The organism is Polyangiaceae bacterium (assembly GCA_020633205.1).
Classification (GTDB): Bacteria; Myxococcota_A; Polyangia; order Polyangiales; family Polyangiaceae; genus JAHBVY01.
Genome location: JACKEB010000010.1, coordinates 739,674 through 755,797, shown reverse-complemented (window position 1 = coordinate 755,797; position 16,124 = coordinate 739,674). Strand labels below are relative to the sequence as shown.

The window sequence follows — 16,124 nt, the reverse complement described above, 5'->3', positions numbered from 1 at the left end:
TGGCCACTACCCGGAAACGCTGCTCTCCTGCGTGCGGGAGCTTGCCATGCAAGGGACGCTTGGGCAGAGCGTGCAGAGGCGCTATCCCGCTGACCCCGAGGTCACCACGGACCAGGCGCTGCAGAGCTACGTGACGGAGCTCAAGAATCGCTACCTCAAGCGATCGCCACCGCTCAATAAGGTTTGCTTCGACGACAAGCAGACGACGCTGCATCGTGCGCTGGGTCTCCACACCAAGGTTTCCCGGGTTCAGGGGGGGAGGCTCAAGGCGAAGCAAGAACTGCGCGTCTCGAGCCTCTTCAAGCAGACGCCCCCGGAGTTCTTGCGGATGGTCGTGGTGCACGAGCTCGCACACCTGCGTGAGAGCGACCACAACAAGGCGTTCTACCAGCTGTGCTGTCACATGGAGCCGGACTACCACCAGCTCGAGTTCGATCTGCGACTCTACCTTGCAGCGCGCGACCTCGATCAGCTGGGTTGACCATCCAGCGCTCGAGGCGTGGGGCCAACCTCATCCAGTCTGAGGTTGCGCGCCCGCTTGACGCGCTTCTTCGAGAGCTCCACCCCGATCCCGTCCATGCCCACCCGGTTGGCGACGGCGAGTACGGTGCCCTGGCCGCAGAATGGATCGACCACCGTACGGCACCTGGTTCGTTCCAGGAGGAAACGACACACGAACTCACAAGCGTCCACGCCCATCGCGCGGGACCAGGGCATGTCTCCCAGGCTCGGCAATACGTCGGGACTCGAGGCGCCAGGGCTGATGCGCAACGCCTTGGAGAAGCACAGCAGGTGGGCGTAGGCGGGGCGCCCAAAGCTGGTCGTGCCCGGCGGCTTGCGGCAGACGATTTTATGCCACAACAGCGCCGCACCGGCCGCCTCCGCTCCCCGCTGCACCAGGTATGCCTTATCGACCCATGCGCCGTCGCGCTTGATATCGGTTTGGAAAAACACGCTCACAGCATCAGGGTGAGTCCGCTCGCATACCAGAGCGCTCGTCTCGATGAACCACTCCCGCCAGCCCTCGAAACCGAGGTGTGGCAACTCTGAAACGTCCGGCAAGGATGTCACGAGCGCGTGGGTGGCTTCGAGGGTTTGCTCGCGAAGCCATGCGATCCCGTCTGCGTGGTGGATCTCGCGCTTGGGAGTTCGGAGCACTACCTCTTGAGGGGCCTCGGGCGGCGGCATTGGCCGCGCTTAGCATGGCCAGCTCGTGTCTGCAGGCCAGCTGCTGCCTGAGGCCAGGCCGAAGGCTCTGAGATCTGGCATAGTGAGCGGAAGACGTTTCCCCGCGTCCCTTCTCCGAGGTGCTAGATGCTTGCCCGGCCTGTCTTCGTTGCTGCTGTTTCCTTGTGCGCGCTCTTCGCCGCCTGTGGTGGTGAGGAGTTCTCCGCTCGAGGCGGCGGCGCTGGCTCAGGCGCTGGCGGAGTAGATAACGGCGGCGCAGCCGGTAATGGCGGCGCAGCTGGTGGATCTGGAACGAATCCGGGCGGAAATGGCGGTAGCGCCGGTGGCTCAGTCGCCGGCTCCGGCGGGCGGGATGCTGGCACCGCTGGAGCGGGGGGCGTGCGGGATGGCGGCAGCGCCGGCAGTGCGGGCAGCAGCACCGCCGGCACCGCGGGCCAGACCGCGGATGCCTGCGCGCCAAAGGATTGGTTCCCCGACGACGACGAGGATGGCTACGGTCGCTCCTCGGGTGTCGTACAGAGCTGCACGGCGCCTGATGGCAAGTACGCCGAGCACGGCGGAGATTGCAACGACGACAACCGGGACGTCTTTCCTGGGCAGATGAAGTATTTCGCGCAGCCGTATCAAACTGGCGCGGGCGTTCAGAGCTACGACTATGACTGCAGCCAGTCTGAAGAGGGAGACGGGAGTCAGTTCGGTCTCGCGCCGAACAACTGCACCGCGCTGATGGTTGGAGGCTGTGCTGGGCAAGGCTTCATGCCCACGAACCGCAGTGGAGGTGGCATCAACCCGCTGTGCGGTAGCACGACCCTGCGCAAATGCGTTTGGAACACCATCATGTGCAACTCGGTCGAGCAAGACGTCGAACCCAAACGGTGTCACTAGCCAGCTTTTCTGGGGTTGCGACTCCAGGGGAAGGGAGCAGGTTTTCGCCATGTCGGAGCTCTTGAAGGTGGCGTGTGTGTGCGGAAGTCTCCAGGCGGAGTCGGGGAACCTACGGCTCCTGAAGCTCGCTCGAGAGCTGGCTCCTCACCCCCTCGAACTCGAGATTTTCGATGGCCTCGGCTCGCTGCCGCATTTCAACCCGGACCTGGACGCTTCGACGCTCGAGAGCGTTTCCGTGTGGCGTCAATGCCTGCGCTCCAGTCTGGTCGTGCTCGTCGCTTGCCCAGAGTATGGGCACAGCCTGCCTGGCGTCGTGAAGAACGCCGTGGACTGGGTGATTGGTAGCGGCGAACTGGAGGGAAAGCCGGTAGCGGTAACCGCGTCCACGCCGAGCCTCGAGCGGGGGCGGCGTGGCATCAAAGCACTCACGGATACGCTGGGCGCGGTCAGCGCCCAGGTGCTTTGGGACACGCCCATCGCACGCGGGGACGCCCAGGCGGCTTCCGTGCGCGAACTCCTGAGCTGCCTACTAGCGGCAGCGCGCCGGGAACAGGAGCACCCCGGCTCGCTGCTGGCGAGGCTGTGAGCTGCTAGAGGCCTAGCTCTTCGGTGTTCCAGCGAGCCCGTCCCAAAGCTGCTGGAGTGCCTGTTCATACTCTTCCGTGAGCTTCTTCAACCGCTCGTCGACGGTCTTGAGCTTCTCCGTCGCGGCTTGCTTCTCAGTCTCGAGCAGCGCCTTGGCTTCGCGGGCTTCGATCGCGCGCTCTTGGGCGAGTTTCCGCTCGGATTCATCGAGGGAGGTGTCCTCGGACCGCTTGGTGTACGCCTTCTCGCTGGCGTCGAGGGTACTCGCAACCTGATCCGCTTCAGCTAGCTTGGCCTCGATGTCCGCGTTTGCGAGCGGTGCAGCGACGTAGACCAGGTAGCTCGTGCGGCTGAGCTCCCGCGCCTGCTCCTTGAGCGTGTCGCGGTCTTCCTTCAGCGCCTTTTCGTTCTCGTCGATGATGCGCTGGGCTTCGCTGTGGCGGTCCAAGCGCTCCTCCAGCGACTTTTCCACGTGCTTGTTCAACGCGTGCACCGTGGCAGAAGCCACGTCCGCTTTGCACCCGGCTTGCTTGGCTGTGTACTGGGCGGCGCCGCCAACCTTCTGCTGAAAGTTCTGTTTTTCCTCATCGAAATACTTCTCGATGAGCTCAGTCTCGTAGGCCGCCTTGGCGTAGTCCTGACTTTTGCCTTCCTCGGCGGCGGCTTGCAGGATCTCCTTGGCCTTCTCGTGGTTCTCCGGCTTCAGCTTGCCGGGGTACTCGGAGAACTTGCCGAACGCCTCGCGCGAGGCACGTTCTCGCTCATCCAGCACGTTCTGCGCCTCGTGGAGTTTCGAGGGCTGATCCAGTGCGTAGCGCGGCTGGTTTGCAGAACTCGGGAGGGTCGAGCCCTTCTGTTCCTTGTTGCAGCCCAGAGACAGCAAGCTCAGGGTGAGCACCACTGCGCCAACACGCAGCAAACGTGCAGGTGTTCGCTTGCCGCGCTGATTGTGAGTCGTTGAAACGTAAAGATTTCGGGTCACGCGTGATCGGATATCACGTCCGTTTCGCGGCTTGAACTTCGCGGCAATGGGGGCATTGCGTCGGCGTGCATCGCGCGCGAGCTGCACCAACGTTGCCGTAGCCCACTCCGGGCTCTGGCGCGTGCATCCGCACGATAGCGCATGAAAAACGTCTGTTTGGTGTTGCAACCTTGCCGCGTGGCTAAAAACCGGCCCTTTCGTGGCGCTTCCCTACTGGTCGCCGGTCGGGGATGCTGTAAGACCTGGTGAGTCCAACTCCGTCGACGGTGAAGTTGCCACCTTCGAGTACGGAGCAGTCGCGCGATGCGTCGAGCTCTCGCGCGAGTCGTACCCTCGACACTGGTCATTGAGCGCCCCTCGGCGGAATGGATCGAACGATGAGTGATCTCGGCTCTGCGTCTAACGATGAACTGTTTTCCAATCTCAAGCCGCGTGAGTCGAGTCCCGGCGCGTCACGCAGTTCGAGCGCGGACGCAGCTCAGATGCTCCTCGGGAACGCCCCCAAGCCGAAGGCGCCTCCGCCGGCCCCGCCGAGCGGAAAGCTGAGCACGACCGGAGGACCCGTCTCCAAGCGCCCCCCGCGCCCTCCGCGCCCCGGTGAAGCTGGCGCTCCTGCGCCTCCGCCTTCGATTCGCACGGGGCCCATCTCCCGCAGTACACCACCGCCGCCCAGCTTGCGGGCTGGAGGTTCCGCGCCGCCTCCACCAAGCAAGCGTAGCGCCGCGCCGCCTCCGCCAAGCATGCGTGGTGCCCAGCTACCCAGGAGTGCTCCGCCGCCGCCTAGTAAGCGCGCCCAGGAACTCGAGATCGCGGTCGAGGTGGACGCGGTGAGCAGCCCAGCTGCCAGCGCCCCAGCCGCTGCGCCGCCGAGCGCCCCCAAGGCTGAGCCGCCCAGTGCACCCACTCAAGTCATGGTTCCGGTTCCGTCAGGAAACGTTAGCTCGCCGGAGCAAGCTTCACCTAGCGCCCCAGCGACGGTTCCTACGGCGGCGCCCGCGCCCAGCGCGCCGGTCGCCACTCAACCAATGGCCGCGTCGGCCCCGGTCGCTGTGCCCCCCGCACCGGTCGCGACACCGACCTCGGTGATGTCCGCGCCCCAGGCGGTCAGCGCACCTCAGGCCTCGGCGCCCATGGTGTCTGGCCCGTCGCTCACCTCCGGTCCTGGTCCGGAGACTCGCGCCCAAATCGACGAGGCCTCCAGGGAGTTCCTCGAGGAAACTGCTCGCGCGCGCGCAGCTGACGACGATTTTGGCGTTTGGGACGCTCCAACGCGCGAGCTGCCTACCAGCGAGTTCGAGGCGCCCACGCTGGAACAACCCGCGCCGCGACCCCCAGGCACAGGCACGCTCCTGCTACCAAACCTGCCTGCGCCGCCGATGGCTCCGCCGTCCGCTGCAGCACCTCAGGTGGCTCCATTGCCTCCGCCGGCGGCGCCGCGGGCCGGGATGAAAACTCAGCTCGGCCTGGGTCCGGTGGGCGCTGCCCCGGCTCCCGCGGAGGAAGCAGCGCCCGCGCTGCAGCCCATCATGCCCCTGGACGACTACGATGAGGCGGACGACGCACCCACGCGCGTCGTCGACGCCGCAGCGGTCCACTATCCGCCAGCGGACGCCGCCGCCCAGAGTGGGCTGCCGCCGGTCCCGATGGCCCCGCGAGCTCCCTCGTTCCAAATCCAGGATCACCACTCTCAGCCGCCACCCCACCAGACCAGCTTGGCGCCTGTAGCGGCTGAGCAGATCACGCTCCCGCCGATGCGTCAGCGCAGCATGGGTGGCTGGATCGCCGCAGGCGTCCTTGGCCTCGCTGCCGTTGTTGGCCTGCTCTTCTTGATTCCGAAGACCGGCCTTGCAGGAGGGGGAGAGGGCGAGCTGATCGTTACCGTCGCCGGCCCTGGTCAGTCCTCGGTCGCGATGCCCAAGGTGCTGATCGACGGGCAGAACCGCTGTGAGACCTCGCCATGTCGAGTCAAAGACCTCGATCCAGGACCCCACTTCGTGCGCGTGTCCGCGCCTGGCTTCAAGGCGACAACCGATCTCGCTGTGAGTGTCGTTGCCGGCGAGGAGGCGGTGCTTCGCGTAGACATGGTTCCGGACGCGCCGGCAGTCGCTGACAAGGCCGAGAAGCCCGCGGAAGACGCCGAGAAGGCCGAGGAACTCGCGAAGAACGAAGAGCAGCAGGCGAAGGAGCCTGAGAGTGACTCCAAGCCCGCGGAAGCAAAGGCGAGCGCCACGAAGAGCGCTGCCGCGGCGCCCAGGCCGGTCAGCGCAAGCCTACCAGGAACCACCAAACCTGCGGCGCCCACCGGCAACGCCACGCTACGGATCTCCTCCATCCCGATCGCCAACGTGGTCGTCGACGGCCGCCCTCTGGGCAGCACCCCGAAGATCGTCAAGGTTTCCCCGGGGAGTCACAACGTGGTGTTCATCTCCCCAACCGGGCGCAAGGCGCGCTCGGTGAGGGTCGGCGCGGGGCAGACTCAGGTCGTCGCCGTCAAGTTTTGAAGCTCATTCGGCAGCCTGCGCCATGACGTCGGTCATGGCGCGACGCGTGCCGGTGGCCAAATCGATCTCGTTGCTGCGCACCGTTTGGTAGCGAGGTGGCTCGCTTACGCCGAGTTCGCGACGCACGTCGCTTAGCGGGCGAGCTAGTAGCTCCTCCCATGGTACCGCGGGGAAAAAAGCGGCGCGCAGGCCTCGCAGCAGCCCCTTGAGGATCACGACGCGAGGATTCGGGGCGAGGCTGCCGTCGGGGTAGCGCAGCGGCTCATGACCCGCGCCACGCATCCAGGGGCCCGCGAGCAACCCGGACGCCACGATGAAACCGACGCCAGGGTTACGAGTCTGGGCAAAGGAGAACGCCAGCAGTGCGCCTTCGCCGACCAGATCTCCCTGGTAGCCGGTGACGGTGTGCCAGAGGTCGTGGGTGTCCCGCAGCCGATGGTGCAGCCACAACAGCTCGCGAGCGAGGTCCGTGTCCGGTAGCTCACGTCCCGTTTCACTCGCCTCGACCAGACCCGCGGCGGTGATCCCCTCGCTGTCGAGGAACGCCAGGTACGCCTGTCCCAGGCTGCCTTCCGGGAGGCCCTCGAGGTACGCGCGGTCCCTCAGCAGGGGCAGCACTTCGCTGTTCTCGCTGAGTAGACGATTCCCAGTGGCGGAGCGGCGAATGCGTTTGAGCAGCCGCTGGCCGGTGTTTCCGCTCAGCGCCTCGATGATCTCGAAGACCAAGCGGGTGTTGTCAGGGTCTTTGAGCAGTCCGCGCATTGCGCGGGCAGCGTCCCTCAGTCGAATCGGGTTGTTGATTTCCGCTGGCTGTTGCATCGAACCACCTCTGCTATCGCACGGGGTTGACCGCCTCGAGGATAGCGCGTTTGCTAGTTACAGTACTGTAAGTAGCGCTATCTACAGAAGTGTCAATAGGGGGCCGACGATTTGGGCGAGAGCAAGAAGAAGGACGGCAAGAAACGGATTCGGCGGACGGCCGAGGAGGCTAGACAAGCCATCTTGGAGGCCGCGGTGGAGCGCCTGCGCGACGCCGGGCCGGCGAGCATCCGGCTAGCCGACATCGCACGCGATGTCGGGGTGAGCCATCCAGCGATCCTCCACCACTTCGGAAGCCGTGAGGAGCTCTTGGCTGCTGTGGTGCAAGAGGCACTCGAGCGCCTCCACTTGGAGCTCTTCGACGTGTTGAGTCACGCCGAGGCCAGTGAGGCATCGAGCGTTGAGATCTTGAATGCGATGGCGGAGACCCTCGAGACCGCTGGGCATGCCCGAATCATCGCCTGGCTCAACCTGAGCGGTGTGGTCGACGCGGTGGACAAGGATCGCATGCGCCTCGTCGCGGAAGTAGTGCACGCGAGGCGGCTCGAGTCATTGCCTCCAGGAACCAAACCACCGGACTTCGAGGATAGCCTCTTCACTTGTGTGCTAGCGACCCACGCGATCATGGGGGAGGCGCTGATCGGCGCGTCGTTGCGCCAAAGCGCGGGGCTCGGCGACGACCCGGACGCACCAGCGCGTTTCAGGCGCTGGCTCGCCCGGCTCTTGGTGCAAACGCTCGAGCCGCCGAGCTAAGCGTGAGTCAGGAGAGGCCGGGCACGAGCAGGTCGATCGCGTACAGACCAGTTTGAGCCGTCACGAACAGCCGGGTGTGATCGACCCCGCCGAAGGTGGTGTTCGCGGGCTTCTCCCCGACGCTGATCGTGCCGAGTTCATTGCCGCTTGGTTCAAATACACGAACGCCACCTTGGGCGGTGACGTATAGGTTGCCAGCGCAGTCCACCGCCATCCCGTCGGCGCCGCTCACGTTCACGAACACGCTGCCGCCGCTGGTCGTCCCGTCACTCGCCACGTCGAAACGGTGTACGTTCCCGGTGTTGTCGTCCGCGACATAGAGCAGTTGCTCATCGGGGGAGAGGGCCGCACCGTTCGGGCTCATCAGGCCTTGGCTGACCAGAGTGACGTTTCCTTGTGGATCGATGCGGTACACGCCCTTGAAGCCGATTTCAGCCGGTCGCGTTCCAAGTTGCCAACTGGGGTCGGTGAAATAGATGGTGCCATCGCTACGCACAATGGCGTCGTTCGGGGAGTTGAACGCCTTTCCTTCGAACTTGTCGGCAATCAGCGTGCGCTGTTTGGTCACGGGATCGATACGGGACACGCTCCTCGTGTCGTGAGTACACGAAACGAGGAAGCCGTTTTGATCGATCGCGTTGCCGTTGCAACCGATGGTGTCGATGAACACTTCGGGCGAGCTCGAGCCAGCTGGCAGCCGATAGATGATGGACGGCGGCACGCCGTTCGAATCCGCTGCGCCGAAGTTGATGTCGCTGAAGAACAGCACGCTGAGCTCCGTCGACCACACCGGCCCTTCGAGGAAGTGATATCCACCAGCCACGAGCTGAGCGGTCTTGTCGTTCGGCAGCGGTGAACCGTAGCTGGCGTTCGGATCGCAGATCGTCGTCGAGGTGCTGCCAGCGCTGCCGCCTGCTCCACCCGCGCCGCCGCTGCCAGCGCTCCCACCAGTGCTGGTGCCACCGCTGCTCGTCGTACCTGCGCTGGAGCCGCCGCTGCCGCCCGCGGCGCTGCCGCCTGCGCCACCGCCGCTCACACCTGCGGCTCCACCGCTGCTCCCGCCCCCAGTGCTCCCGCCACCCGAGTCGGAGTCGCTAGAGCAGGCGGTCAGGGCGAGCGTGCAACCTAGACCACAGACCAAAAAACCATGCGGAAATTTATTCATGTCGGAGTCTCGAGCCAGCGCAGTGCGTCCGCCTCGTCGAGAAAGACGCGGGTCGCCACTTGGTCCTGTTGAATGTAGCGTTGAGCTTGGGCAGCGCCGAGCTCGGTCTCGAGCAGCACCGCCACTTTGGCGAAGCCTTTGATCAGACGCAGCCGCCAGTGGCGGAAGGCAGCTTCGAACTCCGGCTCACTCCTGCCCTGGACGCGACGCATGTCGATGAGCAGCGCGTGGCTGCCTCGATCCACGCTCGCGAGTTGGTGATCGATCTCGTCGAGCACCCGCACGAGCTCGGTCACGCTCGAGTAAGGCACTGGGTTGCGAACCACGCGCAATACGCGCGTCCCCGGCTCGGGCACTACGTAGACTCCAGGTTCTTCCTCCACGGGTTGATTGGTACCGAACCCAGCCGCAGCGACAAGCCAACGCGAATCTTCTGCTTGGGTAGGTGTATGTAGTATAGTGTGCGCACAGGAGGCAGATGTGACTCAGAAGCAAGCAATTTCAAAGGGTTGTCGCCGCGGCGTGCGGCACGAGGTCGAACTCCCTTGTGAGCTGATCACCAGCCAGTGCGACGAGCCATTGCTCTTCTGGGCCACCGATCTGAGTCGGGTCGGGATCTGGCTCGAGACGCAAGAGCCCCTCCACCGTGGCGACGACGTGGTCCTCTGCTTTCGCCCGCTGATGGGGTGGCACGGTGACGAGGTTCAAGTCTTTGCTCAAGTTCAACGCATCCAGCGGCGGGTCCAGGGCGCTCCGACCCTCGGCATGGCTCTCGAGTTTGGCGATCTGAGCGACATCGAATCTGCCGCGCTCAGCCGCTGGCTCGCGCCGCGCCCGCGCAAGGAGATCGACATTTCCCGTTGGGGAACTCTGCTCGAGCGCCGCGCGGTTCGATCTGGCTTGCGTAGCTTGGCGCCGTTGCTTCACTAGCGCCTGCCGGTCATCGAAATGACCTGCTGACGAACTCGCGTAGTTTTGGCTGTGCGGGGCCGTCGTTACCGTCCTCGCCAACGAACGCATCTGCCAACCATGAGAATCAACTGGTTCCCCGGGCACATGAACAAGGCCCGGCGCGAGATGCGCGAGGCCATGCGCCGCACCGACGTAGTGATCGAGGTGCTCGACGCCCGTCTGCCACGTTCGAGCCGCAACCCGATGCTCGAGCGCCTCGCCGGTAGAGTGCCAGTGCTACGCGTGCTCGCAAAGAGCGACCTCGCCGACCCCGAGCAGACCGCGCGTTGGCTGGAGCACTTCGACTCCCAGGGCAAGGCCGCGTTGGCGATTGTTGGCAACAAGAAGAGCGACGCTGCGCGTGTCCTCGGAGCCTGCCGCAATCTCGCATTACCGCGTAGAAAAATTGGGCGCCCCACTTACGCCATGGTCGTGGGTATCCCGAACGTGGGGAAGAGCACCCTACTGAACGGCCTTGCGGGCAGAAAGGTCGCTGCGGTCGAGGACCGCCCTGCGGTCACCCAGCGTCAGCAGCAGACCGAAGCCAGCGATGACGTGCTGGTGATGGACACCCCCGGCGTGCTCTGGCCGCGCCTGGACGACCAAGAAGGCGCTACCCGTCTCGCGCTCAGCGGAGCGATTCGCGAGGCGGTGATCGATGTGGAGAGCATCGCTCGGTACGGCCTCGGGCTGATGGCTGAGCGTTACCCCAAGGCACTGCGCGAGCGATACGAGATCGATCCGTCCGAGGCGCAGGCGGACTCCGAGTCGGGTTCGGGGGGGAGGAAAGCTCCTCGCGCGAAGCAAGCGGACGTCTCGGAGACATCTCCCAACGCCGACGAAAGCCTCGATCTAGTCGGCGCGTTCGACGTGGTCGGTGCGCTCGAGCGCCAGCGCGGCGTCGACACCTACTTGCTGCTGGAGCTGATCGGGAAGCGCCGAGGCTGTCTGCTCAAGGGTGGCGAACTCGACCGCGAGAAGGCTGCGCGTGTCTTCTTGCACGACTGGCGACAGGGCAGGCTCGGCCAGGTGAGCCTCGACTGGACCGACGAAAGCCGCCTCAACCTGCCGAAGCCTCCCGAGCCGGTGCTGCGGGGGCGCACCGCGGCGTGGGCGAAGGCGAGTGATGGTGTCGACCCGCGAGAATCAAAGCCGCGCGGAAAAAAGCTGGGCAAGCACTCTGTGGGCCGAGGGGCGCGCGCGGCAGAGGGCGCTACCACCGAGGGTGGCCGTAGAGCGGCTCCACGCAAGCCTGGGCGCGCCTCACCCCCAAATACACGGGTGAAGAAGGCAGCCAAGGCAACTTCAGCCGCCGTGCCCGACATCAAGAATCGCCCCGCCAAATCCAAGGTCAAGAAGCGCTTGTCGCTGAAGAAGCGCATGGGCGGGGGGCGCTAGCGTCCGCTTGCAGGGCTCCAGCTGGGCGTTTCGAGGATTGCCCAGAGGCCGCTTGCCACGCTGAGTACCTCAGGCGGGCCGGCTTCCGCTTTCGGCTCCTGAGTCGAGCGGCGGGGCTTGGCCAACTCCGCGAGTTGGATCAGCGCGTCACGTGTTTCCTTGGGGATATCGCGTTCTCTGGCTAGTCGCTGCGCCTCGCCGTGGATTTCGCTGGGACTCAGTGTCACCAGCTTCAGCATGAACCCCCGTAAATGAGCCTTCGCTCTTAGATCTTTGGTGCCCGAGTATCTAGCGTAGAAGTTTGCAGCAATGCTCGCGATGCCAATCCGATAGTAGGCGTCTGCTGCCAGCAGGATCGCTTCCTGATTGGCCTTGCCAAGCCCAGGGTTCGCCATCGCCACCTTCGCCACCACAATGGACTTTGCGAAGCTATTTCCGCGCGCGAACGCTTTCGAGACTTCGAGCACGGCAAGAGCGATGTGGTCATCGCACTGGGTGCGCTGTTCTATGCAGTCTTGGCCCCACACCTCGTCGAGCACCGCCTTGCCGCTTTGCGCAGTGGCGTCCGGCGTGTCGACCTTGTGCAGCTCGTCCAATGCTTTGCAGAGCGCTGGCGTCGACTTGCGCGCCGTGGGGCTACACAGGTTCGGCGTAGCTTGCGTGCTCGCCAGAGGCTCTGAGTCGAGAATTGGAGTGCCCGGCGGTAGCTCCGGCGGGGGCTGAACCAACAGCGCGGTGCGCCGCTTGACCGCCTCCAAGCCGAGGGCTGCATCCGGGCTCTGGGGGTCGAGCGCCAGGCAACGCTCATAGGCGCGGCGAGCCTCCTTGAAATCACCTTGGGCGCGGGCGGCATCTCCCGCACCAAGCTCTGCAGGGGCGAAACGCGGGTGCTGATCCAGTGCCGTGAGGAAAGCGGCATGGGCGGCGGCGACGTCCCCGCGATCGAGCTGGATGAAGCCGACCAGCGTGTGCATGGCAGCCGCTTCAGCGCCCTTGGCCTGGATGATCGCGCCCTCCGTGAGCTGCTGAAAGAGCCCGAGCAGGAGCGCCCGCAAGGCGGGCCCCGCCTGGGTCATCGGCTTCAGCATGGCCCGACCTTGAGCGAGGGTCACGATCAGGCGAGACAAGGGGCGGTTCGCGTCGGTCGCCGTGGCCCGTTGGGCGTTGCGTAGGGCCTCCGCTCGGTCGGTGTCGATGGTGCTGCGCTCCGCGTCTCGCAGCAACTGGAGCCGCGCCAGCTCTACCGCCAGCTCCAGATCCTTGAACATCGAGTCGCGATACGCCCGCTCCGTTGACTTGATCTTCGCCGACAGAGCCTCGGCTTCAGCCCCGCGACGAGTCCGCTTGCAGGCGCCGCTCGTGTGTCGTTCCGAGCCTTCGAGGCAGGGGAGCGGAGAGCACTGGCCACTTATCCACGCGGAACCGCGCAGACAGGCGACCCCAGGAGGAGCTGCTAGGGGCTCATCCGACGAGCTGTCCGAACACGTCTCGCCTTCGCCACACCGTGTCGGGACCTGGGTCGAACTCGCGGTCTCTGGGGCGCGGGAGGGAGGGGGAGCGGCTTCCGCGCAAGACGACGCGAGAGCGAGCAGTAGCGCGCAGCCGGCGATACGGTGCTGAGTTCCCATCTGTCGACCATCGGTCAGCTCGCGCGCGGAGTAAAGTCGCGATGTTCAGTAGCTCCGCGGCTCCAAGCTGGGTTTCCACGCGCCGCTTGGGGGCGCGCCTGCATAGGCCCCGCGCCGCGTGAAGTCCCTCGTGACCTCATCGAAATCGTGGCTCGCATCAACACCCGAAGGCATCGCTGAAGTGGGAATGCTAGCGCCGACGAGGGCGTTACCTTGGGGATGCAGATCGAGTGTGGATAGGTCTAGCGTGTTCGCACCGACGAACACCTGAGCGGCTTCGGCGAGAGTGCCTTCAACGTTGTCCTGTGCCGTGCCAACCGAGAACGGCTGGGGGCCGAAGCTCGCGTTCCCGAACGCTTGCTGGGTGAACGCGCTGTCACCTCCGCTGATGCGGAGGCCGACACCGTTCGTGACGATGGTGTTGAAGAACACGTCGACCTGGCGCGGGGTTGCGTTGTGGGGCTGAATGTTGACCCCCCCGCCGCTAGGGTTGACGAACAGGTTGTTGAAGACGACTAGGTTGCCCTCAGCCTGAAAGAGCATTTCCGTGGGGTTATCGTAGAGAAAGTTCGAGTACACCACGAAGCGGTCTCCGGAGCCACTTCCGCTGAGTGGTTGGTGCCCGAGCAGTAGGTTCGGACGGGCATTCCCGCCGCTCGAACTCTCGCTGCCCTTGCTGAAGACGTTGTAACGGATCAGCGTCTCAGCTCCGTCCGGGACGTCGCTCGGGCGCGATAGCTGGTGCTTGATCTGCATGGAGTAGCCAAGCGTGCTGCTCACACTGTTGAACTCGATCACTCCTGCGTAAAACGGCAGGCTGCCATCGGAGTTGCCGAGATAGAGCCCGGTGCCAGCGCCTGCGATACGGTTGCCGCGGATCACCCAGTTGTGCGCGGGCGTCTTCGTCGAGATCCCAACGATCTGCTGATCTGCATCGAATCCGCTGAGGTCCAGATTTTCTACAAGGATATGGTGGACGGTCTCGGTTCCCTGAGACGCAACCCCAAAGCCTGCCTTCCCGTCTCCCATCAGCACAAGGTTGCGGATCTTGATGTAGCTTGCGCCATATAGCGCAACCAAGTTGAAGGCGTCGCTGCCAGTGATGCGAGTGCCCCCGGAGGCCGAGCCTTGGATGACGATGCAGCGACCCGGCGTGCCTGATGCTCGGATCGGCAAACCGCGGTCGTAGTTCCCCGCATCCAGCGTCAACACATCTCCTGGCATCAGGCTATCGACCGCCTCGCGATAGTTCGTTGGACCCGCGCTGACAGCGCGGCTGTTTGCCTCGCAGTCCTCCCAGGCTTGTGGTGCCCATTGCGAGACGCCCGCGCTTCCACCGCCGTTTCCGCCCGCACCACCTGGGCTTGCGGTGCCCCCGGTGCTCCCGGAGCCTCCAGTGTTCCCCGATCCAGCGGAACCAGAGCCACTGCTGCCAGCGCTTCCGCCGACCCCAGTTCCAGCGCTCCCCCCGCTATTTTCCGTATTGGAAGCCGAGTCGGAAGAGCAACCGGTGAGGCTCACGGCGGCTACCAGGAGGCCAACCGACAAGCGCTCACATTTCATCAACCTGCCGCAACAATCCCCGATCATTCGTCCCTCCGCCCACGCACTTCTGCGTCTAGCAGCGTACACCGTCTTGGCGTTTGTTTGGCGTTCGTCCCCAGAGAGCGCGAACAAACAACGGACGAAAGCGGACATGCCAGGTCGGATCTCAGATGTAGCCTTGCCCTCGGGAAGGTCGCACCTGCCGCTTCCTTGGATCCCGCAGTCGTTTCCGTAGGAGCGATCGCGTCTGTCCACGAAGGCGGGCGAGGGGACGCATAGCGTGTTACTACTGGCCCCTTGAGGTTTGGCGCTTGATCACCCCCGAAGCGACAGACGGACCCTCGGTGCGCCGTGGTCCATCCGCCCCGCGACCATATGCGTCGGCTGACGCCGCTGGCATCCTAGCGGTGGACCTTGCGTGCGCGGAAGTGGGCGAGGGCATGGTGCTCGATCGCGACCAAGTCCAGCAGGACTTGGGTGAGATTGACCGCCGATCACTAGCCTCGGGCCTGCAGCAAGTGCTCGTCGTCGAGGTTGGTTCGGATGTGGCCGGTTATGCTTCCGCAAGGAAGCTGTTCCCCGCTCGAGTAAGGCACGTTTGCGTGGCGGCGGTTGCGGTTCACCCCCGATTCCAGGGGCAGGGGGTCGGACGCGCGCTCATGCAGGCTGTTGTCGCTTGGGCCGACGCCGCAGGGGTGTCGCGCTTGGAGCTCTATGTTCGCAGTGACAACGGGCGGGCGATCGCGCTCTACGAGTCCGTGGGCTTCGTGCTCGAGGGTGTGCGTCGCGGCTTCGTTCGGACTCTGCGAGGGGAACTCATTGACGACTTCATCATGGTGCGCTTCGCACCCGAATTGAATGGCGCGCGCCCGCAGGGCGAGCCTTCCCCTGCTTCTTGATCGTGGCAGCTTTCTCACGAACCCGGAGACCTATATGAACTTCTTCACCCGCACTCCCATTCGCTCGCTCGCGTTCCTCGGATTGAGCTTGGCTTCTCTCGCTGCCGCGTGCTCGAGCGACGATGACCGCCCGGCGCCGCTCGGCAACGGCGGGACCGCCGGGACCGCCGGGACCGGTGGCTCTGGTGGGAGCGCAGGCAGCGCAGCGGGCAGCAGCGGTAGTGCCGGCACGGGCGGTGCAGAATGCGTCGCGACACCAGCCTTCGTTCAGAACTGCATCGACACGGGCACGTCAGGTTGCGATGAGGTCACTGTGTGTGGTTGCAACGCATGCGCCTGCCTGCTGGCGGAGTGCGTGGCAGACGAGGGCTGCACCGAGATCCGCGCATGCGCCAAAGAGAAGCGCTGCGAAGGCGTGACCTGTGCGTCTCCCGGCGTGTGTCAGGACGTGATCAACAAATACGGTGGGATCACAGGACCCTCTGCAGGGCTCGGACTGCGTATCACTGCGTGCTTGTCAGACGCGGAGTGTCCCGCCCTCTGCCCGTTGGATGGTGGAGCCGGCGCGGGTGGTAGCGGTGGTGCGGGCGGAACCGGCGGGACCTCTGGAAGTGGCGGAACGGCCGGCACGTCCACTGGCGGCGCCGCAGGCAGCGCCGGAAGTGGGGGCACGAGCGGAGGAAGCGCCGGCGCGGCGACTGGCGGCAGCTCGGGCGCCACGACGGGCGGTACGGGTGGTAGCGCTGGCACCAGCGGCGGTGCTGCAGGTACCGGAAACGAGTGAGCCTCGACCTCGTGCTGGCGCGGCGCATGCTCGGCGCGCCA

Annotated in this window: 17 protein-coding genes; 9 read left to right on the top strand and 8 right to left on the bottom strand. The window is 65.0% G+C overall.

Annotated elements, in window-relative coordinates; all coding sequences use genetic code 11:
* The first annotated feature begins 46 nt into the window (after positions 1-46).
* Positions 47-481, top strand: a complete 435-nt coding sequence (locus H6718_03060; GenBank protein MCB9584347.1) for a M48 family metallopeptidase — start codon at positions 47-49, stop codon at positions 479-481.
* Here H6718_03060 and H6718_03055 read toward each other — a convergent pair.
* Entirely contained in the window at positions 469-1,188 is a 720-nt protein-coding gene (locus tag H6718_03055) for an SAM-dependent methyltransferase (GenBank protein ID MCB9584346.1), read from the bottom strand. The genes H6718_03060 and H6718_03055 overlap by 13 nt on opposite strands.
* 126 nt (positions 1,189-1,314) lie before the next feature.
* Here H6718_03055 and H6718_03050 point away from each other — a divergent pair, with 126 nt between their 5' ends.
* Both H6718_03050 and H6718_03045 read left to right on the top strand, forming a co-directional pair.
* The gene (locus H6718_03050; protein ID MCB9584345.1) at positions 1,315-2,073 is read left to right on the top strand and encodes a hypothetical protein; all 759 of its coding nucleotides are present in this window, start codon (positions 1,315-1,317) and stop codon (positions 2,071-2,073) included.
* A 49-nt stretch (positions 2,074-2,122) separates the two neighbouring features.
* Positions 2,123-2,659 (top strand): NAD(P)H-dependent oxidoreductase, encoded by a 537-nt coding sequence (locus H6718_03045; GenBank protein MCB9584344.1) that lies wholly within the window; start codon positions 2,123-2,125, stop codon positions 2,657-2,659.
* Positions 2,660-2,671: 12 nt separating this feature from the next.
* Here the strand turns inward: H6718_03045 and H6718_03040 are convergent, their stop codons facing one another.
* Positions 2,672-3,640: a hypothetical protein gene (locus H6718_03040; GenBank protein ID MCB9584343.1), complete on the bottom strand. Its 969-nt coding sequence runs from the start codon at positions 3,638-3,640 to the stop codon at positions 2,672-2,674.
* Between the two features lie 478 nt (positions 3,641-4,118).
* Complete coding sequence (locus H6718_03035; protein MCB9584342.1) at positions 4,119-4,544, bottom strand: hypothetical protein; 426 nt, start codon at positions 4,542-4,544, stop codon at positions 4,119-4,121.
* 181 nt (positions 4,545-4,725) lie between these two features.
* On the opposite strand from H6718_03035, the gene H6718_03030 reads away from it, so the two are divergent.
* The gene (locus H6718_03030) at positions 4,726-6,141 is read left to right on the top strand and encodes a PEGA domain-containing protein (GenBank protein MCB9584341.1); all 1,416 of its coding nucleotides are present in this window, start codon (positions 4,726-4,728) and stop codon (positions 6,139-6,141) included.
* 3 nt (positions 6,142-6,144) lie between these two features.
* Here H6718_03030 and H6718_03025 read toward each other — a convergent pair whose 3' ends face one another.
* Positions 6,145-6,960: a hypothetical protein gene (locus tag H6718_03025; protein MCB9584340.1), complete on the bottom strand. Its 816-nt coding sequence runs from the start codon at positions 6,958-6,960 to the stop codon at positions 6,145-6,147.
* Between the two features lie 111 nt (positions 6,961-7,071).
* Between H6718_03025 and H6718_03020 the strand changes: the two genes are divergently transcribed.
* Entirely contained in the window at positions 7,072-7,713 is a 642-nt protein-coding gene (locus H6718_03020; protein MCB9584339.1) for a TetR/AcrR family transcriptional regulator, read from the top strand.
* Positions 7,714-7,720: 7 nt separating this feature from the next.
* On the opposite strand, the gene H6718_03015 is transcribed toward H6718_03020, so the two are convergent.
* Together H6718_03015 and H6718_03010 are read right to left on the bottom strand one after the other, a co-directional pair.
* Positions 7,721-8,878, bottom strand: coding sequence for an SMP-30/gluconolactonase/LRE family protein (locus tag H6718_03015; GenBank protein MCB9584338.1), 1,158 nt, complete (start codon positions 8,876-8,878; stop codon positions 7,721-7,723).
* Positions 8,875-9,261: a hypothetical protein gene (locus H6718_03010; protein ID MCB9584337.1), complete on the bottom strand. Its 387-nt coding sequence runs from the start codon at positions 9,259-9,261 to the stop codon at positions 8,875-8,877. The genes H6718_03015 and H6718_03010 overlap by 4 nt, the downstream gene beginning before the upstream one ends.
* Positions 9,262-9,358: 97 nt before the next feature.
* Here H6718_03010 and H6718_03005 point away from each other — a divergent pair, with 97 nt between their 5' ends.
* A complete protein-coding gene (locus H6718_03005; protein ID MCB9584336.1) occupies positions 9,359-9,808 on the top strand; it encodes a PilZ domain-containing protein in 450 nt (149 codons plus the stop codon).
* A gap of 99 nt (positions 9,809-9,907) precedes the next feature.
* On the top strand, positions 9,908-11,227 hold the full coding sequence (ylqF, locus tag H6718_03000; protein MCB9584335.1) for a ribosome biogenesis GTPase YlqF: 1,320 nt from the start codon (positions 9,908-9,910) through the stop codon (positions 11,225-11,227).
* Here the strand turns inward: ylqF and H6718_02995 are convergent.
* Positions 11,224-12,495, bottom strand: coding sequence for a tetratricopeptide repeat protein (locus tag H6718_02995; protein MCB9584334.1), 1,272 nt, complete (start codon positions 12,493-12,495; stop codon positions 11,224-11,226). The genes ylqF and H6718_02995 overlap by 4 nt on opposite strands.
* 405 nt (positions 12,496-12,900) lie before the next feature.
* The gene (locus H6718_02990) at positions 12,901-14,445 is read right to left on the bottom strand and encodes a hypothetical protein (protein MCB9584333.1); all 1,545 of its coding nucleotides are present in this window, start codon (positions 14,443-14,445) and stop codon (positions 12,901-12,903) included.
* 362 nt (positions 14,446-14,807) lie between these two features.
* Here H6718_02990 and H6718_02985 point away from each other — a divergent pair, with 362 nt between their 5' ends.
* Both H6718_02985 and H6718_02980 read left to right on the top strand, forming a co-directional pair.
* Positions 14,808-15,299 (top strand): GNAT family N-acetyltransferase, encoded by a 492-nt coding sequence (locus H6718_02985; GenBank protein MCB9584332.1) that lies wholly within the window; start codon positions 14,808-14,810, stop codon positions 15,297-15,299.
* Between the two features lie 34 nt (positions 15,300-15,333).
* Positions 15,334-16,083 carry a hypothetical protein gene (locus H6718_02980; GenBank protein MCB9584331.1) on the top strand — a complete coding sequence of 250 codons (750 nt, stop codon included), beginning with the start codon at positions 15,334-15,336 and terminating at the stop codon, positions 16,081-16,083.
* The last annotated feature ends 41 nt before the right edge of the window (positions 16,084-16,124 follow it).